This is a genomic window from Caballeronia sp. SL2Y3 (assembly GCF_022879575.1).
Taxonomy (GTDB): domain Bacteria; phylum Pseudomonadota; class Gammaproteobacteria; order Burkholderiales; family Burkholderiaceae; genus Caballeronia.
Genome location: NZ_CP084260.1, coordinates 937,490 through 952,119, shown reverse-complemented (window position 1 = coordinate 952,119; position 14,630 = coordinate 937,490). Strand labels below are relative to the sequence as shown.

Sequence of the window (14,630 nt, the reverse complement as noted above, 5' to 3'; positions counted from 1 at the left end):
AACTGCTCCTGAGCGGTGAGGGTCTTATCGGCGGACTGCGGCTGGCCCGGCTGAACGGGGCGTCTGGAAACATTCGGCATAGCGTCGCATTATAATCCCGGCATGAATTCCCAAACCGACCTCACCCTCGCGTCGCAGCCGCCCGCAAGCGAAGCCGACGCGCCGACTTCCCTCGGCCAATTCGTCGACTGGATGCGCTCCGTGGCGCCCTATATTCACGCGTTCCGGAACAAGACGTTTGTCGTCGCGTTCGGCGGGGAACTCGTGCAGGAAGGACGGCTGAACGCGCTGGTGCAGGACGTCGGCCTGCTCCACGCGATGGGCATTCAGATCCTGCTCGTCCACGGCTCGCGTCCGCAGCTGGACGAACAGTTGAGCCTGCACGGCGTCGAGTCGTCGTTCTCGCATGGACTGCGCATAACGGATGCCCGCGCGCTCGAATCCGCGAAGGAAGCCGCCGGCGAAGTGCGTCTCGACATCGAAGCCGCCATCAGCCAGGGCCTGCCGAACACGCCGATGGCGCACGCGCACATCAGCGTGGTGTCCGGCAACTTCGTGACGGCGCGGCCGGTCGGCATTCTGGATGGCGTCGATTTCCAGCACACGGGCGTCGTGCGCAAGATCGACGGCGACTCCGTTCGCCAGTCGCTCGCCAGCAACAAGATCGTGCTGCTGTCGTCGCTTGGCTTCTCGCCGACGGGCGAAGCCTTCAATCTGTCGATGGAAGACGTCGCGTCCGCCGCTGCCATCGCGCTGCGCGCCGACAAGATCATCTTTGTGACCGAAATTCCGGGTCTCGTCGATCAGGAAGGCCAACTGGTGCGCGAAATGTCGCTCGACGACGCCTACCGCCTGCACGAATCCGGCGAATTGCAGGGCGACACCGCGTTCTATCTGAAGCACGCCATTCGCGCGTGCCGCGGCGGCGTCGCGCGGGCGCACATCATTCCGTATGCGCTCGACGGCAGCGTGCTGCTCGAACTGTTCCTGCACGACGGCGTCGGCACGATGATCTCGTACGAGAACCTCGAAAGTCTGCGCGAAGCCACGCCCGACGACGTCGGCGGCATTCTCACGCTGATCGAGCCGCTCGAAGCCGACGGCACGCTCGTGCGGCGCGGGCGTCATCAGATCGAGCGGGATATTGATCACTTTTCGGTCATCGAGCACGACGGCGTGCTCTTCGGCTGCGCGGCGCTGTATCCGTACACGCAGGAGCGCATCGGCGAGATGGCGTGTCTCACGGTCGCGCCCGAAGCGCAAGGTTCCGGCGACGGCGAGCGGCTTCTGAAGCGCATCGAGCAGCGCGCCCGCGCACGCGGCCTCACGCGCATCTTCGTGCTGACGACGCGTACCGAACACTGGTTCCTGAAGCGCGGCTTCGTGAAGGTGACGGTGGACGACCTGCCGGAAGACCGCCGCCGCCTCTACAACTGGCAGCGCAAGTCGCTCGTCCTGATGAAACAGCTTTGAACTGACAACGGACGCGCGCCGCGCTTGTCCGGATTGCAAATCATGGAACCGGTAGGCCACGCCGACACCGGTCGATAAAGGAGAAACACAGATGGCCCGAATGGTTCAATGCGCAAAGCTCGGCAAGGAAGCCGAGGGACTGGACTTCCCGCCGCTGCCGGGCGAACTCGGCAAGCGTATCTACGAGACGGTCTCGAAGGAAGCGTGGCAAGGCTGGCTCAAGCAGCAGACGATGCTCATCAATGAAAATCGCCTGAACATGGCCGACCCGCGCGCGCGCCAGTATCTGCTGAAGCAGACGGAGAAGTATTTCTTCGGCGAAGGCGCCGATACGGCCTCCGGCTACGTGCCGCCGCAAAGCTGATTTCCGGCTCGCAACCGTCGCAAAAACCGACCCTTCGAGGTCGGTTTTTTATTGCTTGCACGTACTGTTTAGAACATCGGAGACTGAGGACACGATTAGGCGCAATCCTAAGTCCAGTAAGGGATTGCGGCGCTCCCGATGCGCCCGGAAATCAGGCCTGTTTGCAGATCGTCTGTCATCGTGTTATCATCTTCCTCGTTATCAACAGCAATTCACCATCATTCACGCGCGGCCTGCCCGGCATAGCGTTTACCGGGTAACGCGTGGTAGTGACAGTTTTTATACAAAGAGGCTTGTCGGTTAAGCAGTACGCCGGCCTTTTTCGTTCCAAGCCTTAGTTTTCGCCGACGTTGCGGTTCCACCCGCGGCTGCCTCCCGGCTCGCCGTCCGCGCGTCCAATTCGTTTGTTTTATCCGAGTGCAATTTCGCGACTTCCACCGCGAGGCACCGGCACCGCTTTTCTTCGATCGTCAGCTTCGGGCCACTGTCCGACGCTCGGCGGAGCCATTCGCTCTCGTTCCGACGATCGCAACGGCTCGCGGCGCCGTCGCGAAACTGCACTATCCGGCCCATGCGCTGCTCAGGCGGCGCGCCCGATGCTTTTCGCGAGCATCCGGCACTCGACACGGAGTCTTCAACGTATGACCGCCCTAAACGACGGCCTCTGGCGCAAGCGCCACACATCGAATCAAGCTAACGGACTTTCCCTCGACGACATCACCATCGTCGATCAATCCCTGCTCAAGCGCGCGGTCGGCGCCATGGCCATCGGCAACGCGATGGAATGGTTCGACTTCGGCGTGTACAGCTACATCGCCGTGACGCTCGGCAAGGTGTTCTTCCCCTCGTCCAGCCCGACCGCGCAGTTGCTCGCGACCTTCGGCACCTTCGCGGCGGCATTTCTCGTGCGCCCGCTCGGCGGCATGGTGTTCGGGCCGCTCGGCGACCGCATCGGCCGCAAGCGCGTGCTCGCGATGACGATGATCATGATGGCCATCGGCACCTTCTGCATCGGCCTGATTCCGAGCTATGGAAGCATCGGCGTGATGGCGCCGGTGCTGCTGCTCGTCGCCCGCCTCGTGCAAGGCTTTTCCACGGGGGGCGAGTACGGCGGCGCGGCGACGTTCATCGCCGAATTCTCGCCGGACAAGAAGCGCGGGTTCATGGCGAGCTTCCTGGAATTCGGCACGCTCGTCGGCTACGTGCTGGGCGCGGGCGTCGTCGCGGTGCTGACCGGCGCGCTCTCGCAAGATGCGCTCTTGAACTGGGGCTGGCGCATTCCGTTCCTCATCGCGGGGCCGCTCGGCCTGATCGGTCTGTATATCCGCATGAAGCTGGAAGAAACGCCCGCGTTCCAGCGCGAAGCCGACAAGATGGAAGCGGCCGCGCACGAAACGACCAAGGCGCAGTTCCGCGAAACGCTGCTCGCGCAGTGGAAGCCGCTGTTGCAATGCGTGGGCCTCGTGCTGATCTTCAACGTGACCGACTACATGGCGCTCTCGTATCTGCCGAGCTATCTGTCGGCGACGCTCAAGTTCAACGAGACGCATGGCCTGTTCATCGTGCTCGTGGTGATGGTGCTGATGATGCCGCTCACGCTTCTCGCCGGGCGCCTCTCCGACACCATCGGCCGCAAGCCGGTCATGCTCGCGGGCTGCGTCGGACTGCTCGCGCTGTCGGTTCCGGCGCTCTCGCTGATCCGCATGGGCACGGTGCCGTCGATTTTCGCCGGCATGATGATCCTCGGCGCGCTCTTGTCGACGTTCACCGGCGTTATGCCGTCGTCGCTGCCCGCGCTCTTCCCGACGAAGATCCGCTACGGCGCGCTCGCCATCGGCTTCAACGTGTCGGTGTCGCTCTTCGGCGGCACGACGCCGCTCGTCACGGCATGGCTCGTCGGCAAGACCGGCAATCTGATGATGCCCGCGTACTATCTGATGGGCGCGTCGGTGATCGGCATCGTCTCGGTGCTCGCGCTGCACGAAACGGCGAAGAAGCCGCTGAAGGGCTCGCCGCCCGCGGTCGCCACGCACTCCGAAGCGCATGCGATCCTGCGCGGCCATCGCGAGGCGGCCGAGATGGACGACGGCTTCCCGGAAGGCACCGTCCGCGCGTAAGCGACTGCTGGAAATAGAAAGCGCGAAAGGCCGGCGTCTGACAAGACGCCGGCCTTTTTCATGCGATGAGCGTGACGATGCGCGCCTCGATCCCCGCCTCGCCGATGTCGAGCAGGCCGACGCTGATCGGCAATTTGAAGCGGCGCGGCCCCGCGCTGCCCGGGTTCACGAAAAGCACGCCGCCGCGCCGCGCGACGACCGGCTTGTGCGAATGCCCGGTCACGACGACATCGACGCCGTCGAGTTCGGCGGGAACATCGGCGATATCGTGCACGATGTGGATCGTCGCGCCGGCCACTTCGATGCGCGCGTGCTCCGGCAGATGCGCGACGCTCGCGGCCACATCGTTGTTGCCGCGCACGACCGTCAGCGGCGCGAGTTGCGCGAGCGCGTCGAGCACTTCGTGCTTGCAGATATCGCCCGCGTGAATGATGTGCGCGCACTCGCGCAGCGCGTCGAGCGCCTCGGGGCGCACGAGATTGTGCGTGTCGGAAACGAGCCCGATGCGCGTCGTCGGCAAGTCAATGCTCCTCGCTCGCGAGCATGCGCTCGATGCGCCGGTCCGGCACGAGCCAGCCGGCCGCGACGACCGTATAGATGACCGCCGCGATCCAAGGCTGCCAGAACGACGCGGCAATCGCCAGCAGATACAGCAGCACCGACAGCTTGCCTTTGCGGTCCGCGCCGACGGCGCGTTCGAGCCGCGCATTCTCGCCGTGCATGGAAATCAGCACGCGCGTCAGGATGTACCAGGCAACGGCCGTCATGAACAGCACGAAGCCGTAGCACGCGGTCGGCACGGCGCTCAGATGGCTTTCGCCCATCCAGTTGGTCGTGAACGGAAAGAGCGACAGCCAGAAGAGCAGATGCAGGTTCGCCCACAACGCCGAGCCGTTGACGCGCCCGATGGCGTGCAGCAGGTGATGGTGATTGCTCCAGTAGATGCCGACATAGACGAAGCTCAACACGTACGCCGCGAGCACCGGCACGAGCGGCGCCAGCGCGGCGAAGTCGTGGCCGTGCGGCACCTTGAGTTCGAGCACCATGATCGTGATGATGATGGCGATGACGCCATCGCTGAACGCTTCGAGCCGGGTTTTGCCCATCGTGGGTCCTTGCGCGTGATCGACGGCCTGCCGTTGCGCGCGTTCTCTGGCGCGCCGGTCCGTCGGCGATTATGCGTGAGGCGCGCGAGGTTGTCGAATGGCTTTCAATACGCGCGAGTTCGCGGCGGATCGCGCGTCGTCGCGGTTTTGGCGCGACCCGGCGCAATGGTAGAATCGCGTCCGCCCTGCCGGGGTGATGAAATTGGTAAACATAGCGGACTTAAAATCCGCCGCCTCACGGCTTGCCGGTTCGAGTCCGGTCCCCGGCACCAGGTTTGCATCGTTCTTCGCACGAACTCGTGACGATGCGTGCGGCGGTTATTTCGCGCTCCTCATGAAACGCGCGGCAGGCGCCGCTACAGCCCGTGCCCGAGAATGCGCGAGACGTAATGCCGTCCCCACGCCTCGCCATGCGCCATCGCCTCCGCGACGGTCGCAAAGGGTCCGTGATCGCCGGTCATTTCGCCGGAGTCGCTGGCGAGCGTCGATCCGTGGAGCGGTCGCCCGTCGAGCCGCGCCACGCGCATGCGCACCGCGTAGCCCTCGGCGGACGCATCCACCTGTTCGTCGGCCGGCGGCGACTTCGGCAACGTGTCGAGCGCGAGCACCTAATCGCCTACTTCGATGTCCTTTCGCATGGCGGCAGCCTCCGTCGCGAACGCATTCGCTGATTGTGCTTCCGTGCCGGCCCGCGCAACAAGCGGCCTGCTCTTCGCGCGAAGCTGGCACCGGGGCGCACCGCCCGCGCCGTGTTATAAAGCATCGCCGCACATTCACCTCACGCTCCGATGCGCGCGCCGCGTCGGGCATCGACCGACTGACCCGATGAACACACGCTCTCGCCTGCTCCTGGCCTTCTCGTTTCCGCTGATGTTGATGGCGGGCTGCACGTCGTACTACCGCAATGTCGAAACGTGCAAGGACAAGGTGCGCGCGGAGTATCCGGAAGCAGCGAGCGCGCCGCTCAAGATCACCGGCTCCGGTGCCGCTTATCATGGCTCGCGCGTGGTCGTCCGAGGCGTCATCGCGACGCCGCCGACGGCGCCCGCAACCAGGAAGACGGACGTCCCCGCCGCAGCCGAATGCACGTTCAGCGAAACGACGCTCACAGGCTTCCGATGGCTAGCGCCCGAGAAGCTCGCCCCGAAGCCCGCCGCCGACGAAGACGAATGACGCGCGCGGTCCCGCGAGCGCCCTGAGCAAACGTCGCGCGTCTCCAGTATGATCGGCGGCTGGCCGAACGCCGCCTTCTTGCCGTCCGACGGAACGAACTCATGTCCGCGCAATCGCATCAGCCGCCTCACTCATCGTCTCACGCTCACGCGCCTGAACCTCATCCGCATTATTCGCGCGCCACGCTCTGGCTGCTCGCGACCATCGCGGGCGTCTCGGTCGCCAACATCTATTTCAATCAGCCGCTGCTCGGCGACTTCCGCGCGTCGTTTCCGCAGAACGCGTATCTGATCGGCGCCGTGCCGACCGCCACGCAGCTCGGCTATGCCCTCGGCATGCTCGTGCTCGCGCCGCTCGGCGACCGCTTCGACCGGCGCATGCTGATCCTGCTTCAGCTTGCCGCGCTCGGCGTCTCGCTCGTCGCCGCATGCGCCGCGCCGACGCTCGCAGTGCTGATCGCGGCGAGTCTCACGATCGGCGTCGTAGCGACGATCGCGCAGCAGGCCGTGCCCTTCTCCGCCGAACTCTCGCCGGCCGCCGAGCGCGGCCACGCAGTCGGCACCGTGATGAGCGGCCTCTTGCTCGGCATCCTGCTCGCGCGCACGGTGTCGGGTTTCGTCGCGCAGTACTTCGGCTGGCGCGCGGTGTTCGGCGCATCGGTCGTGGCGACCATCGCGCTCGCCGTCGTCGTGATGATGCGGCTGCCGAAGAGCCGGCCGACATCGACGCTTTCCTACGGCAAGCTGCTCGTCTCGATGTGGCATCTCACCGTCGAGAATCCCGGCCTGCGCGAAGCGGCGCTGACGGGCGGCGCGCTCTTCGCCGGCTTCAGCGCGTTCTGGTCGCTGCTCACGCTCTTGCTCGCGGGCGAGCCGTTTCACATGGGACCGCAGGCGGCGGGGCTGTTCGGCATCGTCGGGGCGGCCGGGGCGCTCGCTGCGCCGCTCGCCGGCAAGTCGGCGGACAAACGCGGGCCGCGCGCGGTGATCTCGCTATCGATTGGGCTCGTCGCGCTGTCGTTCGTCGTGTTCGCGCTCTCGGCGCGCAGCATCGCGGGGCTGGTGGTCGGCGTGATCGTGCTGGATATCGGCGTGCAAGCCGCGCAGATATCGAACCAGTCGCGTATCTACGCGCTGAAGCCCGAGGCGCGCAGCCGCGTGAACACGGTCTACATGGTGGCGTACTTCATCGGCGGCGCGGCGGGCTCGGGGCTGGCGTCGCTCGCGTGGCATGCAATGGGATGGACCGGCGTCTGCCTCGTCGGCCTCGCGGCGACGGGGCTCGCCGGTTTCAGTCATTGGCGCGGGCGCGAGCGGCGGCTGGTTTCGCGTCAGGTGCGCGAGGAGTGACGAGCCGCGACGACGGTTTTGCGTAGGCTTACGCGAGTCGAGCGGCAACCCTCGACCTCGCTTTCAATCCTCCTCAAACCCGCTCCCGCGCATACTCCCACAACGCATCGAGCACGCGATCGAACTCCAGCGACTTGTCGAAGAAATGCCGCGCGCCGTATTGCAGGCACCGCTCGCGATACGCCGGCAACGCGTGGTTGGTCAGCACGACGACGAAAGCGCCCTCGGCGATGCCCGACCGGTCCGCGTTCTTGAGCCACGCGAGCACGTCGATGCCGGAGCCGCGCTTCAGTTGCAGATCGACGATGACCGCGTCGAACCGCTGCGACGATAACAGCGCAATAGCCTCGTCGGGCGCATCGGCGAAAGCGGTCACGCGCCACGGACCGAGCGCCTCAATCGCTTCGGTGAGACTGCGCCGGATCAGCGGCGAATCTTCGATCAGCAGCACCGCGAGCGGTCCGCCGCGCGGCTCATGCCGCTCTTTCGAATCGTCGGTGATGATGTGGTCGCCCACGGCAGGCATCCTCCGCAAGCACTATTCGATCAATCCGTTCTTGATCGCGTAGTACGTCAGATCGGCGTTGTTCGAGAGCCGCATCTTTTCCAGCACGCGCGCCCGGTACGTGCTCACCGTCTTCACCGAAAGATGCAGTTCCTGCGCGATTTCCGTCGGAATCCGGCCGCCCGCGAGCTTGCAGAAGATCTGGAATTCGCGCTCCGACAGCAACTCGTGCGGCCGCTCGGCGGCGGGCTTGTCGAGCTTGTCGGCGAGCGCATCCGCGATGAATTCGGACAGGTAACGATGCCCGCGCGCCACCGTGCGAATGGCGCGCACGATTTCGTCCGGCGCGGCGTCCTTGTTCAGGTAGCCGTTCGCGCCCGCCTTCAGCAGGTTGATCGCGTATTGGCTCTCGGGAAAGCCCGATAGCATCAACACGCCCTGCTGCGGCCGGATCTGCTTGATGACCCGCAAGGTGTCCACGCCGTTCTTGTCCGGCATGGCGATGTCGAGCAGCACCACGTCGAACGCCGTTTCGCGTACGAGCGCGATGGTTTCATCGCCGGTCGATGCTTCCGCCGCCACTTCCATGTCCGGCTCGTCCGCGACGAACTGCCTGAATCCGCTGCGCACGATCGCATGGTCGTCGGCTATCAAGACTCGAATCATTCACGCCGTCCGCGCTGCTGTGATGAGAGAACGGTGATTCTACCGAGGCAGGCGTGAAAGCCATGCGCGGCGCAGCACGCACCGCGCTCAAGGCTTACGCTTAGCCGTTGCGGCCTTCCAGCAGGTCGGCCATGTCGTCGGCGTGCTCTTCCTCGACGGCGAGAATCTCTTCGAAGATGCGGCGCGTGGTGACGTCCTTGTCGCCGAGATAACGAATGATCTCGCGGTACGTGTCGATCGCGATGCGCTCGGCGATCAGGTTCTCGCGAATCATGTCGATGAGATCGGCGCCTTCCTTGTACTCCGAATGCGAACGCGATTTCAGGCTGTCCGGCGCGAAGTCCGGCGAGCCGCCCAGCTGCACGATGCGCTCGGCGAGCATGTCGGCGTGTTCCTGCTCTTCGGTCGCGTGCTCGGCGAATTCCTTCGCGACGGCTTCGGAGTGAATGCCCTTCGCCATGAAGTAGTGGCGCTTGTAGCGCAGCGTGCAGACCCACTCGGTGGCGAGCGCGTCGTTGAGCAGCTTGAGCACGGTTTCGCGGTCGGCGGCATAGGTCGACGTGACCGGGCCTTCGTCCATGTGCTGCCGCGCGTCGTTCCGGATTTTTTCCACATCGAGGACGAAAGCGTCCTTGGACTGGCCCGGCGCGGTCGATACAGCAGATGAATCGGACATGTGTTTGCTCCTGTGAATTGGGGGGATGGACGGATGCGTCGAGCGAATCGCCGTGCAGCTTCATAGCGTTCCGCTATTCGATCATCGTCTGCGATGCATGGCGCGTGCCCGCTCCGCTCTGTCGTCCGATGAGCGGGCGCGGGCACGACAGTTCGGCAACGTCACGTCCGGAAGACACCGAGCAGCAGCGTCACGACGAACACGACGAGGAAAATATAAAACAGGATCTTCGCGATTTCAGCGGCGCCGGCCGCGATGCCCGTGAAGCCGAACACCGCCGCGATGATCGCGATGACGAAGAAAACGGCCGCATAGTGCAGCATGGGACCCTCCTCGTGATTGTTCTATGGTCGCTCAAGGTCGGAGCCGGGCATGGCGCGAAACGCCATCCCGGCACGGCAAAGCAGGGAGCAAGCTAAGCCGCTAATCGACCGCTTTCTTGGTGATGACGAACCCGAGCACCAGAAACACGACGCAAAGAATCAGGAACAGCACGAACAGGAACTTGGCAATGGTCGCAGCGCCCGCGGCAATGCCCGTAAAGCCCAGCAAGCCGGCGATCACAGCGACGATCGCGAAAAACAGAGCCCATCTCAGCATGATCGCTCCCCGTAGGATTGGTTGACGCACTCATGCTAGCCGCGCGGTTTGCCGCGCGCATTCGGGCTGGCTCCTTTTTTGCTGTGAGAATCCACCGACATTTGCTTTCAAATCGGCTGCGCCACGCGCGCCATCTGCCCCGTCGCCGCATCGAGAACCATGTCATGAGCCACCTTCCTCACGCCGCGCTTGCCGGCATCGCCCAAGACGACGCCTCGCCCGCCCCGCCGGCGAGGCACGGCACGCGCGCCGGATTCGCGCGCATCAACGAATGGATGCATCGGTATAGCTGGGCCGTCGCGATGACGGTAGCGATCGTGATTACCGTCGGCGGGCTCGTGATTCTGGAGTCGGGCCGCATGCGCATTGCCGCCGAATACGAAACCGCGCTCGACGCCAAAAGCGCGACCGCGCAGCTTTCGGCGCTCGCCGCGGACATCGCGACGCTGTCGGCGCAGGGACAAGCCATCGCGCTGAAACCGGACGCCGCCTACAAGACGCAGTTCGATGCGACCGCCGCGCACGTGCGCCGCGCGCTCGCCACGCTCGATGCCTACTATCGCCGCATCGGCGACGACACCGCGCTCGCGAGCTTCGCGCAGATTCGCGCGGCCGCCAACGACGCCATCGAGCGCGCGGCGGCGCCGTCGGCCGCGCCTTCGGATGCATCGACCGACAAGGACATGACGCTCGACGCCGCGCTCTCGCTGTTGCGCCTGAACGAGGAGCAGCGCGCGCAACACGCGCTCGACGCGAGCCGCGCCGATCAGCGCATTTCGACGCTGTGCGTCGCGGCGCTCTGCGCGCTGAACATCGTGTTGTTCCTGCTGCTGTTTCGCAATCTCGGCATTCAGCTCGACAAGCAGGATCGCGTGCAGAAGGCCCTGATCACGCAGCAGGAAGAACTGGATCGACTCGTCTTCGAACGCACGCGCCAGCTCGAAGCGCTCGCGTGGCATCTGCAATCGGTCAGCGAGGATGAAAAGACGCAGCTTGCCCGCGAACTGCACGACGAGCTCGGCTCGATCCTGACCGCGAGCAAGATGGATGTCGCGTGGGTGCGCGGCAAGCTGCGCGAATCGGAGCCGGCGATGGCCGAGAAACTGTCGCGCGCCATCGGCAATCTGGATCAGGGCATCGCGCTGAAGCGGCGGATCATCGAGGACATGCGGCCGACGGTGCTCGCCAGTTTCGGTCTCGTCACGGCGCTGCGCTCGCTCGTGGACGAAGCCGCGCAGCGCAACGGCTGGACGGTCGAGGCCGATCTGCCGGACGACGAAGTGAAGCTCGGTGAAGCCATCGAGATCGCGCTCTTTCGCGTGGCGCAGGAAACGCTCACGAACGCCGCGAAGTACGCGCGTGCGAGCCGCATCCGCATTGCACTGACGCTCGACCCGGCGAACGTCGCGCTCGCCATCGACGATGACGGCATCGGCATCCGGCCGCAGGATCTGAAGCGCACGCAGACGCACGGACTCGTCGGCATGCGGCAGCGCGTGTCGGCGCGCGGCGGGCGCTTCGAGATAGAACGCGCGACGCCGCACGGCACCAGCATCCGCGTGTCGATGCCGCGCGAGCGCGTCCACGCGGATGCGGACGTGGACGGTGCGGCAGCCCGCGCCGCCGCGTAGGACGATGCCGACGCGAAATGCGGAGTCCGCCGACACAAAAAACACATGTGTGCCTACAGCGCGCGCTCGGGCGCTTTTTTAAGATTATTCCACCGGTGAGGCCCATCGAACGAGCAGCGGCCAATCCAGACACTTCACTTCAAGGGGATTGAACATGACTCGAATCATCGCTTTGCTGCTGATCGCGGGCACCGCTGCGCTGGCAGGCTGCAACACCATCTCGGGCGCAGGTCAGGATCTGTCGAAGGGCGGCCAGGCTATCTCGAACTCGGCGGAAGAGCATAAGTAAGCCGGGCGCTTTCTAGATACGTAGCGTAGTCCCTGTCATCTCGCCGCCTCGCGCGGCGAGATTTTTTTTTGCGCGTTAAAAAACCCGCCCGACATCACTCGGGCGGGTTTTCGTCACGGCCTGACGCGCAAGCGCTTACTGCGTATCCGGCAACTCCAGCGCCGGCGTCTGCGTGTTGCCGCCCTGCGCCACCAGCACCCGAATCTTGCCGGGCACGACCTGCGACAGCGCGTTGCCCGAAGGCAGCGTTGTCACGAGCCAGTCCGCGTTATTGCCGAGATTGAACGAAGCCGACTTGTACACCGGCGTCTTCGAACCCGGCAGCGTCGCGATCAACTGATATGTGCCGCCCGAGACATAGATCGAGTCCTGCGTGCTCGCCGGGACCGCGCTCTTGAAGGCGACGCTCGGCATCGTCGCGTTGACCGTCGCGATGTCCGTCCCCGGCGCGACCAGATAAAGATCGAGATTCTGCGCGTTCGCCGATGCGTTGAAGCCGCGCACGCGCGCGCTCGTCGACAGAAGACCCTTGTCGAACGGATCGTCGATCACGGCGATCGACGGCAGGAAGCCCGCGTCCGGCAGCGCGATGACCGTGTATTCGTGGCCCTTCGCCGCGTTGCTGATGCTGGAATCGGATGCGAGCAGGGTCGTCGTGTTCACGGCCGCGTAGCCGAAGTTGTGCTGGCCCGTGCCGATGTTCGCGAAGTTGGTCACCGCCTTGTAGCCGATGTTCGGCTGCAGCACCTTGCCGTTATCGTAGAAGTCGACGTTCGGGCCGCTCGGAATCGCGTGGACGAAATGAACCTGCGCTTGCGTGAGGCCGAGTTCCTTGCCGACGTCGTCCGAACTTCCGCCGCATGCGGACAAGAGCGAAGCGACGGCAGCGAGCGCCGTGACAGTGCGGATGAGCTTCATGTGCCACCTTCCTTTTTGTGATCGTTGATGGTGTCGTGAAGGCTGCGGACGGCGGGCGGCTGGCCCGCTACGCCGCGTCCTCGCCGAAAGGAACGCGTCTTTGTTTCATCGGAATGACGCGCCTCGCGGGTGGCGCACATGGAGCAACAGCCGTGCCCTTTTGCGGTGCGCGAGCGCGCGACTTCGGCTGGAAGCCTTATCGCGCAAGGCCGCCGCTTTCATTAGAGGATTCGTTCGGGGCGTAAGAGCACAGCGGCGTGTGCGCGCCTTCGAGCGCTGCGTGAGCGTCGTTCTTACAAGCGAGGCGAACGGAACGCCGAAAACGCGATCACACCAACCCGCGCCTTCGATAATCGAACCAGAAAGAAAGCGCGACGCTCAGCAGAATGACGACCGTCGCAATGACGGTCCAGCGCGTGATCGCCTCGCCGAGCAACAGCGCGCCGAGCAACACCGCGACCACCGGGTTCACGTACATGCAGCTGCTCGCGATGATCGGGCTCGTATGCCGGATCAGAAAGCCGTAGGCGACATACGCGGCCATCGTTCCGACGAGCATCAGATACAGAAACGACAGCCCCGGCACGAAGCCGATGCCCGTTAGCCGCTCGCCAGAGAGCAACGCGACCGTCGTCGAAATGGAACCGCCGAGGCCGATCTGCAGCGCCGTCGACATGAAGAGGTCCGACGGCAGCTTCACGCGGCTCGCCAGGTGCGCCCCGCCCGCCCAGAAGATCGCGCCGCACAGAATCGCGATGCTGCCCGCGGTCGAGCCGGAGCCCGAATCGCCGTGATTCAGCAGCACGATGCCGACGAGCCCGAGCCCGACCGCCACCCACTCGCCCTTTGCAATCCGCCGGCCCGTGAGCGCGGCGATGATCGTCGCGAAAAGCGGCACGGTGGCGACCATCACGGCGGCGGTCCCGGTCTCGACGGTGCGCATGCCGTAGGCGAGCATCCCGCTCGACAAGCCGACGAGCAGCGTGCCGACGAGCGCGGCATTGCGCGCTTCGGCCAACGTCGGCCAGACCGGCTTGCGGCGCGCCGCGAACACGAAGAGCCCGATGCCCGCGAACAGATTGCGCAAGCCGGAAAGCAGAAGCGGCGGAAACGACGCGAGCGACAGATGCACGGCGAGGTACGTCGAGCCCCACACGAGATAAACGACGGCGAGCGCGAGCGCGACTTGTCCCTTGTGCGAACGCGGCGCGCGAAACGGAAAACGATCGGGCAGTGAGAACGGCAAGCGCGGCGGCTTCGACATGTGTTATCCGGCCAGCGTGCAAGACCGAGCCGTGTCTTCGATCCGACAGACGGCAACCGAACGGGCGAGAAAAGCGTCGCGACAAACGAGACAGGACGACATGGCGAAACAGTTGGATGCGAACGCGGGCGCAGAGAGAAACAGCGGGCGACGCGGGGCGTCGATTGCGGCTGCCGGGCGGTCAGGGAAAACACGCAGGCCGGGGCGAGCGACATTATGCAGTAAGCGCCCCGCGCGAACGACGAATCGCCCGACGAATTTTCGGATGGTTGCCAACACGCCACGCTGCGGTGTATGGTGGCGGCTGCTAACGCGGGGGTCCTGCGTTGCGCATCGCGATTGCGGCCGGTTTCATCGAGCGCAGTCGCCTCGCGCGGCGCGGGTGAGAAATACCCTTTGAACCTGATCTGGATAATGCCAGCGCAGGGAAGCGTTCGGGTTTCGACAGTCGCGCCGCATCAGACTCCTTCTTCCGAACCCGTACCTTTCCGTCTCGTTC

17 protein-coding genes, 1 tRNA gene and 1 riboswitch are annotated in these 14,630 nt (G+C 64.8%); of the genes, 8 read left to right on the top strand and 10 right to left on the bottom strand.

What is annotated here, in order from left to right:
- The first annotated feature begins 102 nt into the window (after positions 1–102).
- The 3 genes from argA to proP all read left to right on the top strand — a co-directional run bounded on the left by argA (position 103) and on the right by proP (position 3,954).
- Positions 103–1,473 carry an amino-acid N-acetyltransferase gene (gene argA / locus LDZ26_RS04460; protein WP_244848339.1) on the top strand — a complete coding sequence of 457 codons (1,371 nt, stop codon included), beginning with the start codon at positions 103–105 and terminating at the stop codon, positions 1,471–1,473.
- A gap of 91 nt (positions 1,474–1,564) precedes the next feature.
- Positions 1,565–1,837, top strand: a complete 273-nt coding sequence (locus LDZ26_RS04455; protein ID WP_062636188.1) for an oxidative damage protection protein — start codon at positions 1,565–1,567, stop codon at positions 1,835–1,837.
- 641 nt (positions 1,838–2,478) lie between these two features.
- Complete coding sequence (proP, locus tag LDZ26_RS04450) at positions 2,479–3,954, top strand: glycine betaine/L-proline transporter ProP (protein WP_244848338.1); 1,476 nt, start codon at positions 2,479–2,481, stop codon at positions 3,952–3,954.
- 58 nt (positions 3,955–4,012) lie between these two features.
- Here proP and LDZ26_RS04445 read toward each other — a convergent pair whose 3' ends face one another.
- Entirely contained in the window at positions 4,013–4,474 is a 462-nt protein-coding gene (locus LDZ26_RS04445) for a metallophosphoesterase family protein (RefSeq protein WP_244848337.1), read from the bottom strand.
- A 1-nt stretch (position 4,475) separates the two neighbouring features.
- Complete coding sequence (locus LDZ26_RS04440; RefSeq protein ID WP_244848336.1) at positions 4,476–5,060, bottom strand: TMEM175 family protein; 585 nt, start codon at positions 5,058–5,060, stop codon at positions 4,476–4,478.
- A gap of 187 nt (positions 5,061–5,247) precedes the next feature.
- On the opposite strand from LDZ26_RS04440, the gene LDZ26_RS04435 reads away from it, so the two are divergent.
- Positions 5,248–5,332: transfer RNA gene (locus LDZ26_RS04435), tRNA-Leu, on the top strand.
- A gap of 84 nt (positions 5,333–5,416) precedes the next feature.
- Here the strand turns inward: LDZ26_RS04435 and LDZ26_RS04430 are convergent.
- The gene (locus tag LDZ26_RS04430; protein ID WP_244848335.1) at positions 5,417–5,668 is read right to left on the bottom strand and encodes a hypothetical protein; all 252 of its coding nucleotides are present in this window, start codon (positions 5,666–5,668) and stop codon (positions 5,417–5,419) included.
- A 217-nt stretch (positions 5,669–5,885) separates the two neighbouring features.
- Between LDZ26_RS04430 and LDZ26_RS04425 the strand changes: the two genes are divergently transcribed.
- Both LDZ26_RS04425 and LDZ26_RS04420 read left to right on the top strand, forming a co-directional pair.
- On the top strand, positions 5,886–6,233 hold the full coding sequence (locus LDZ26_RS04425; RefSeq protein ID WP_244848334.1) for a hypothetical protein: 348 nt from the start codon (positions 5,886–5,888) through the stop codon (positions 6,231–6,233).
- Positions 6,234–6,334: 101 nt separating this feature from the next.
- Positions 6,335–7,582, top strand: a complete 1,248-nt coding sequence (locus tag LDZ26_RS04420) for an MFS transporter (RefSeq protein WP_244848333.1) — start codon at positions 6,335–6,337, stop codon at positions 7,580–7,582.
- Between the two features lie 73 nt (positions 7,583–7,655).
- Here LDZ26_RS04420 and LDZ26_RS04415 read toward each other — a convergent pair whose 3' ends face one another.
- From LDZ26_RS04415 to LDZ26_RS04395, 5 genes are all read right to left on the bottom strand, one after another.
- Positions 7,656–8,099, bottom strand: coding sequence for a response regulator (locus LDZ26_RS04415; RefSeq protein WP_244848332.1), 444 nt, complete (start codon positions 8,097–8,099; stop codon positions 7,656–7,658).
- A 21-nt stretch (positions 8,100–8,120) separates the two neighbouring features.
- On the bottom strand, positions 8,121–8,753 hold the full coding sequence (locus LDZ26_RS04410; protein WP_175939957.1) for a response regulator transcription factor: 633 nt from the start codon (positions 8,751–8,753) through the stop codon (positions 8,121–8,123).
- 100 nt (positions 8,754–8,853) lie between these two features.
- Positions 8,854–9,429 (bottom strand): bacterioferritin, encoded by a 576-nt coding sequence (locus LDZ26_RS04405; RefSeq protein WP_175939956.1) that lies wholly within the window; start codon positions 9,427–9,429, stop codon positions 8,854–8,856.
- A gap of 161 nt (positions 9,430–9,590) precedes the next feature.
- Complete coding sequence (locus LDZ26_RS04400; RefSeq protein WP_040048814.1) at positions 9,591–9,752, bottom strand: DUF1328 domain-containing protein; 162 nt, start codon at positions 9,750–9,752, stop codon at positions 9,591–9,593.
- Positions 9,753–9,852: 100 nt separating this feature from the next.
- Positions 9,853–10,029 carry a DUF1328 domain-containing protein gene (locus LDZ26_RS04395; protein WP_159835737.1) on the bottom strand — a complete coding sequence of 59 codons (177 nt, stop codon included), beginning with the start codon at positions 10,027–10,029 and terminating at the stop codon, positions 9,853–9,855.
- A gap of 164 nt (positions 10,030–10,193) precedes the next feature.
- Between LDZ26_RS04395 and LDZ26_RS04390 the strand changes: the two genes are divergently transcribed.
- Both LDZ26_RS04390 and LDZ26_RS04385 read left to right on the top strand, forming a co-directional pair.
- Complete coding sequence (locus tag LDZ26_RS04390) at positions 10,194–11,660, top strand: sensor histidine kinase (RefSeq protein ID WP_244848331.1); 1,467 nt, start codon at positions 10,194–10,196, stop codon at positions 11,658–11,660.
- Positions 11,661–11,814: 154 nt separating this feature from the next.
- Entirely contained in the window at positions 11,815–11,949 is a 135-nt protein-coding gene (locus LDZ26_RS04385) for an entericidin A/B family lipoprotein (protein WP_040048920.1), read from the top strand.
- A gap of 135 nt (positions 11,950–12,084) precedes the next feature.
- Here LDZ26_RS04385 and LDZ26_RS04380 read toward each other — a convergent pair whose 3' ends face one another.
- Positions 12,085–12,867, bottom strand: coding sequence for a DUF4397 domain-containing protein (locus LDZ26_RS04380; RefSeq protein WP_244848330.1), 783 nt, complete (start codon positions 12,865–12,867; stop codon positions 12,085–12,087).
- A gap of 328 nt (positions 12,868–13,195) precedes the next feature.
- Positions 13,196–14,131, bottom strand: coding sequence for an EamA family transporter (locus LDZ26_RS04375; RefSeq protein WP_244848329.1), 936 nt, complete (start codon positions 14,129–14,131; stop codon positions 13,196–13,198).
- A gap of 304 nt (positions 14,132–14,435) precedes the next feature.
- Positions 14,436–14,578, top strand: a riboswitch (TPP riboswitch).
- The last annotated feature ends 52 nt before the right edge of the window (positions 14,579–14,630 follow it).

Bases quoted from the DNA above. Each gene is read 5' to 3' on its own strand.
- LDZ26_RS04440 (WP_244848336.1), bottom strand. From the start codon at position 5,060: ATGGGCAAAACCCGGCTCGAAGCGTTCAGCGATGGCGTCATCGCCATC.
- proP (WP_244848338.1), top strand. From the start codon at position 2,479: ATGACCGCCCTAAACGACGGCCTCTGGCGCAAGCGCCACACATCGAAT.
- LDZ26_RS04400 (WP_040048814.1), bottom strand. From the start codon at position 9,752: ATGCTGCACTATGCGGCCGTTTTCTTCGTCATCGCGATCATCGCGGCG.
- LDZ26_RS04410 (WP_175939957.1), bottom strand. From the start codon at position 8,753: ATGATTCGAGTCTTGATAGCCGACGACCATGCGATCGTGCGCAGCGGA.
- LDZ26_RS04455 (WP_062636188.1), top strand. From the start codon at position 1,565: ATGGCCCGAATGGTTCAATGCGCAAAGCTCGGCAAGGAAGCCGAGGGA.
- argA (WP_244848339.1), top strand. From the start codon at position 103: ATGAATTCCCAAACCGACCTCACCCTCGCGTCGCAGCCGCCCGCAAGC.
- LDZ26_RS04390 (WP_244848331.1), top strand. From the start codon at position 10,194: ATGAGCCACCTTCCTCACGCCGCGCTTGCCGGCATCGCCCAAGACGAC.
- LDZ26_RS04420 (WP_244848333.1), top strand. From the start codon at position 6,335: ATGTCCGCGCAATCGCATCAGCCGCCTCACTCATCGTCTCACGCTCAC.
- LDZ26_RS04385 (WP_040048920.1), top strand. From the start codon at position 11,815: ATGACTCGAATCATCGCTTTGCTGCTGATCGCGGGCACCGCTGCGCTG.
- LDZ26_RS04405 (WP_175939956.1), bottom strand. From the start codon at position 9,429: ATGTCCGATTCATCTGCTGTATCGACCGCGCCGGGCCAGTCCAAGGAC.
- LDZ26_RS04375 (WP_244848329.1), bottom strand. From the start codon at position 14,131: ATGTCGAAGCCGCCGCGCTTGCCGTTCTCACTGCCCGATCGTTTTCCG.
- LDZ26_RS04395 (WP_159835737.1), bottom strand. From the start codon at position 10,029: ATGCTGAGATGGGCTCTGTTTTTCGCGATCGTCGCTGTGATCGCCGGC.
- LDZ26_RS04380 (WP_244848330.1), bottom strand. From the start codon at position 12,867: ATGAAGCTCATCCGCACTGTCACGGCGCTCGCTGCCGTCGCTTCGCTC.
- LDZ26_RS04425 (WP_244848334.1), top strand. From the start codon at position 5,886: ATGAACACACGCTCTCGCCTGCTCCTGGCCTTCTCGTTTCCGCTGATG.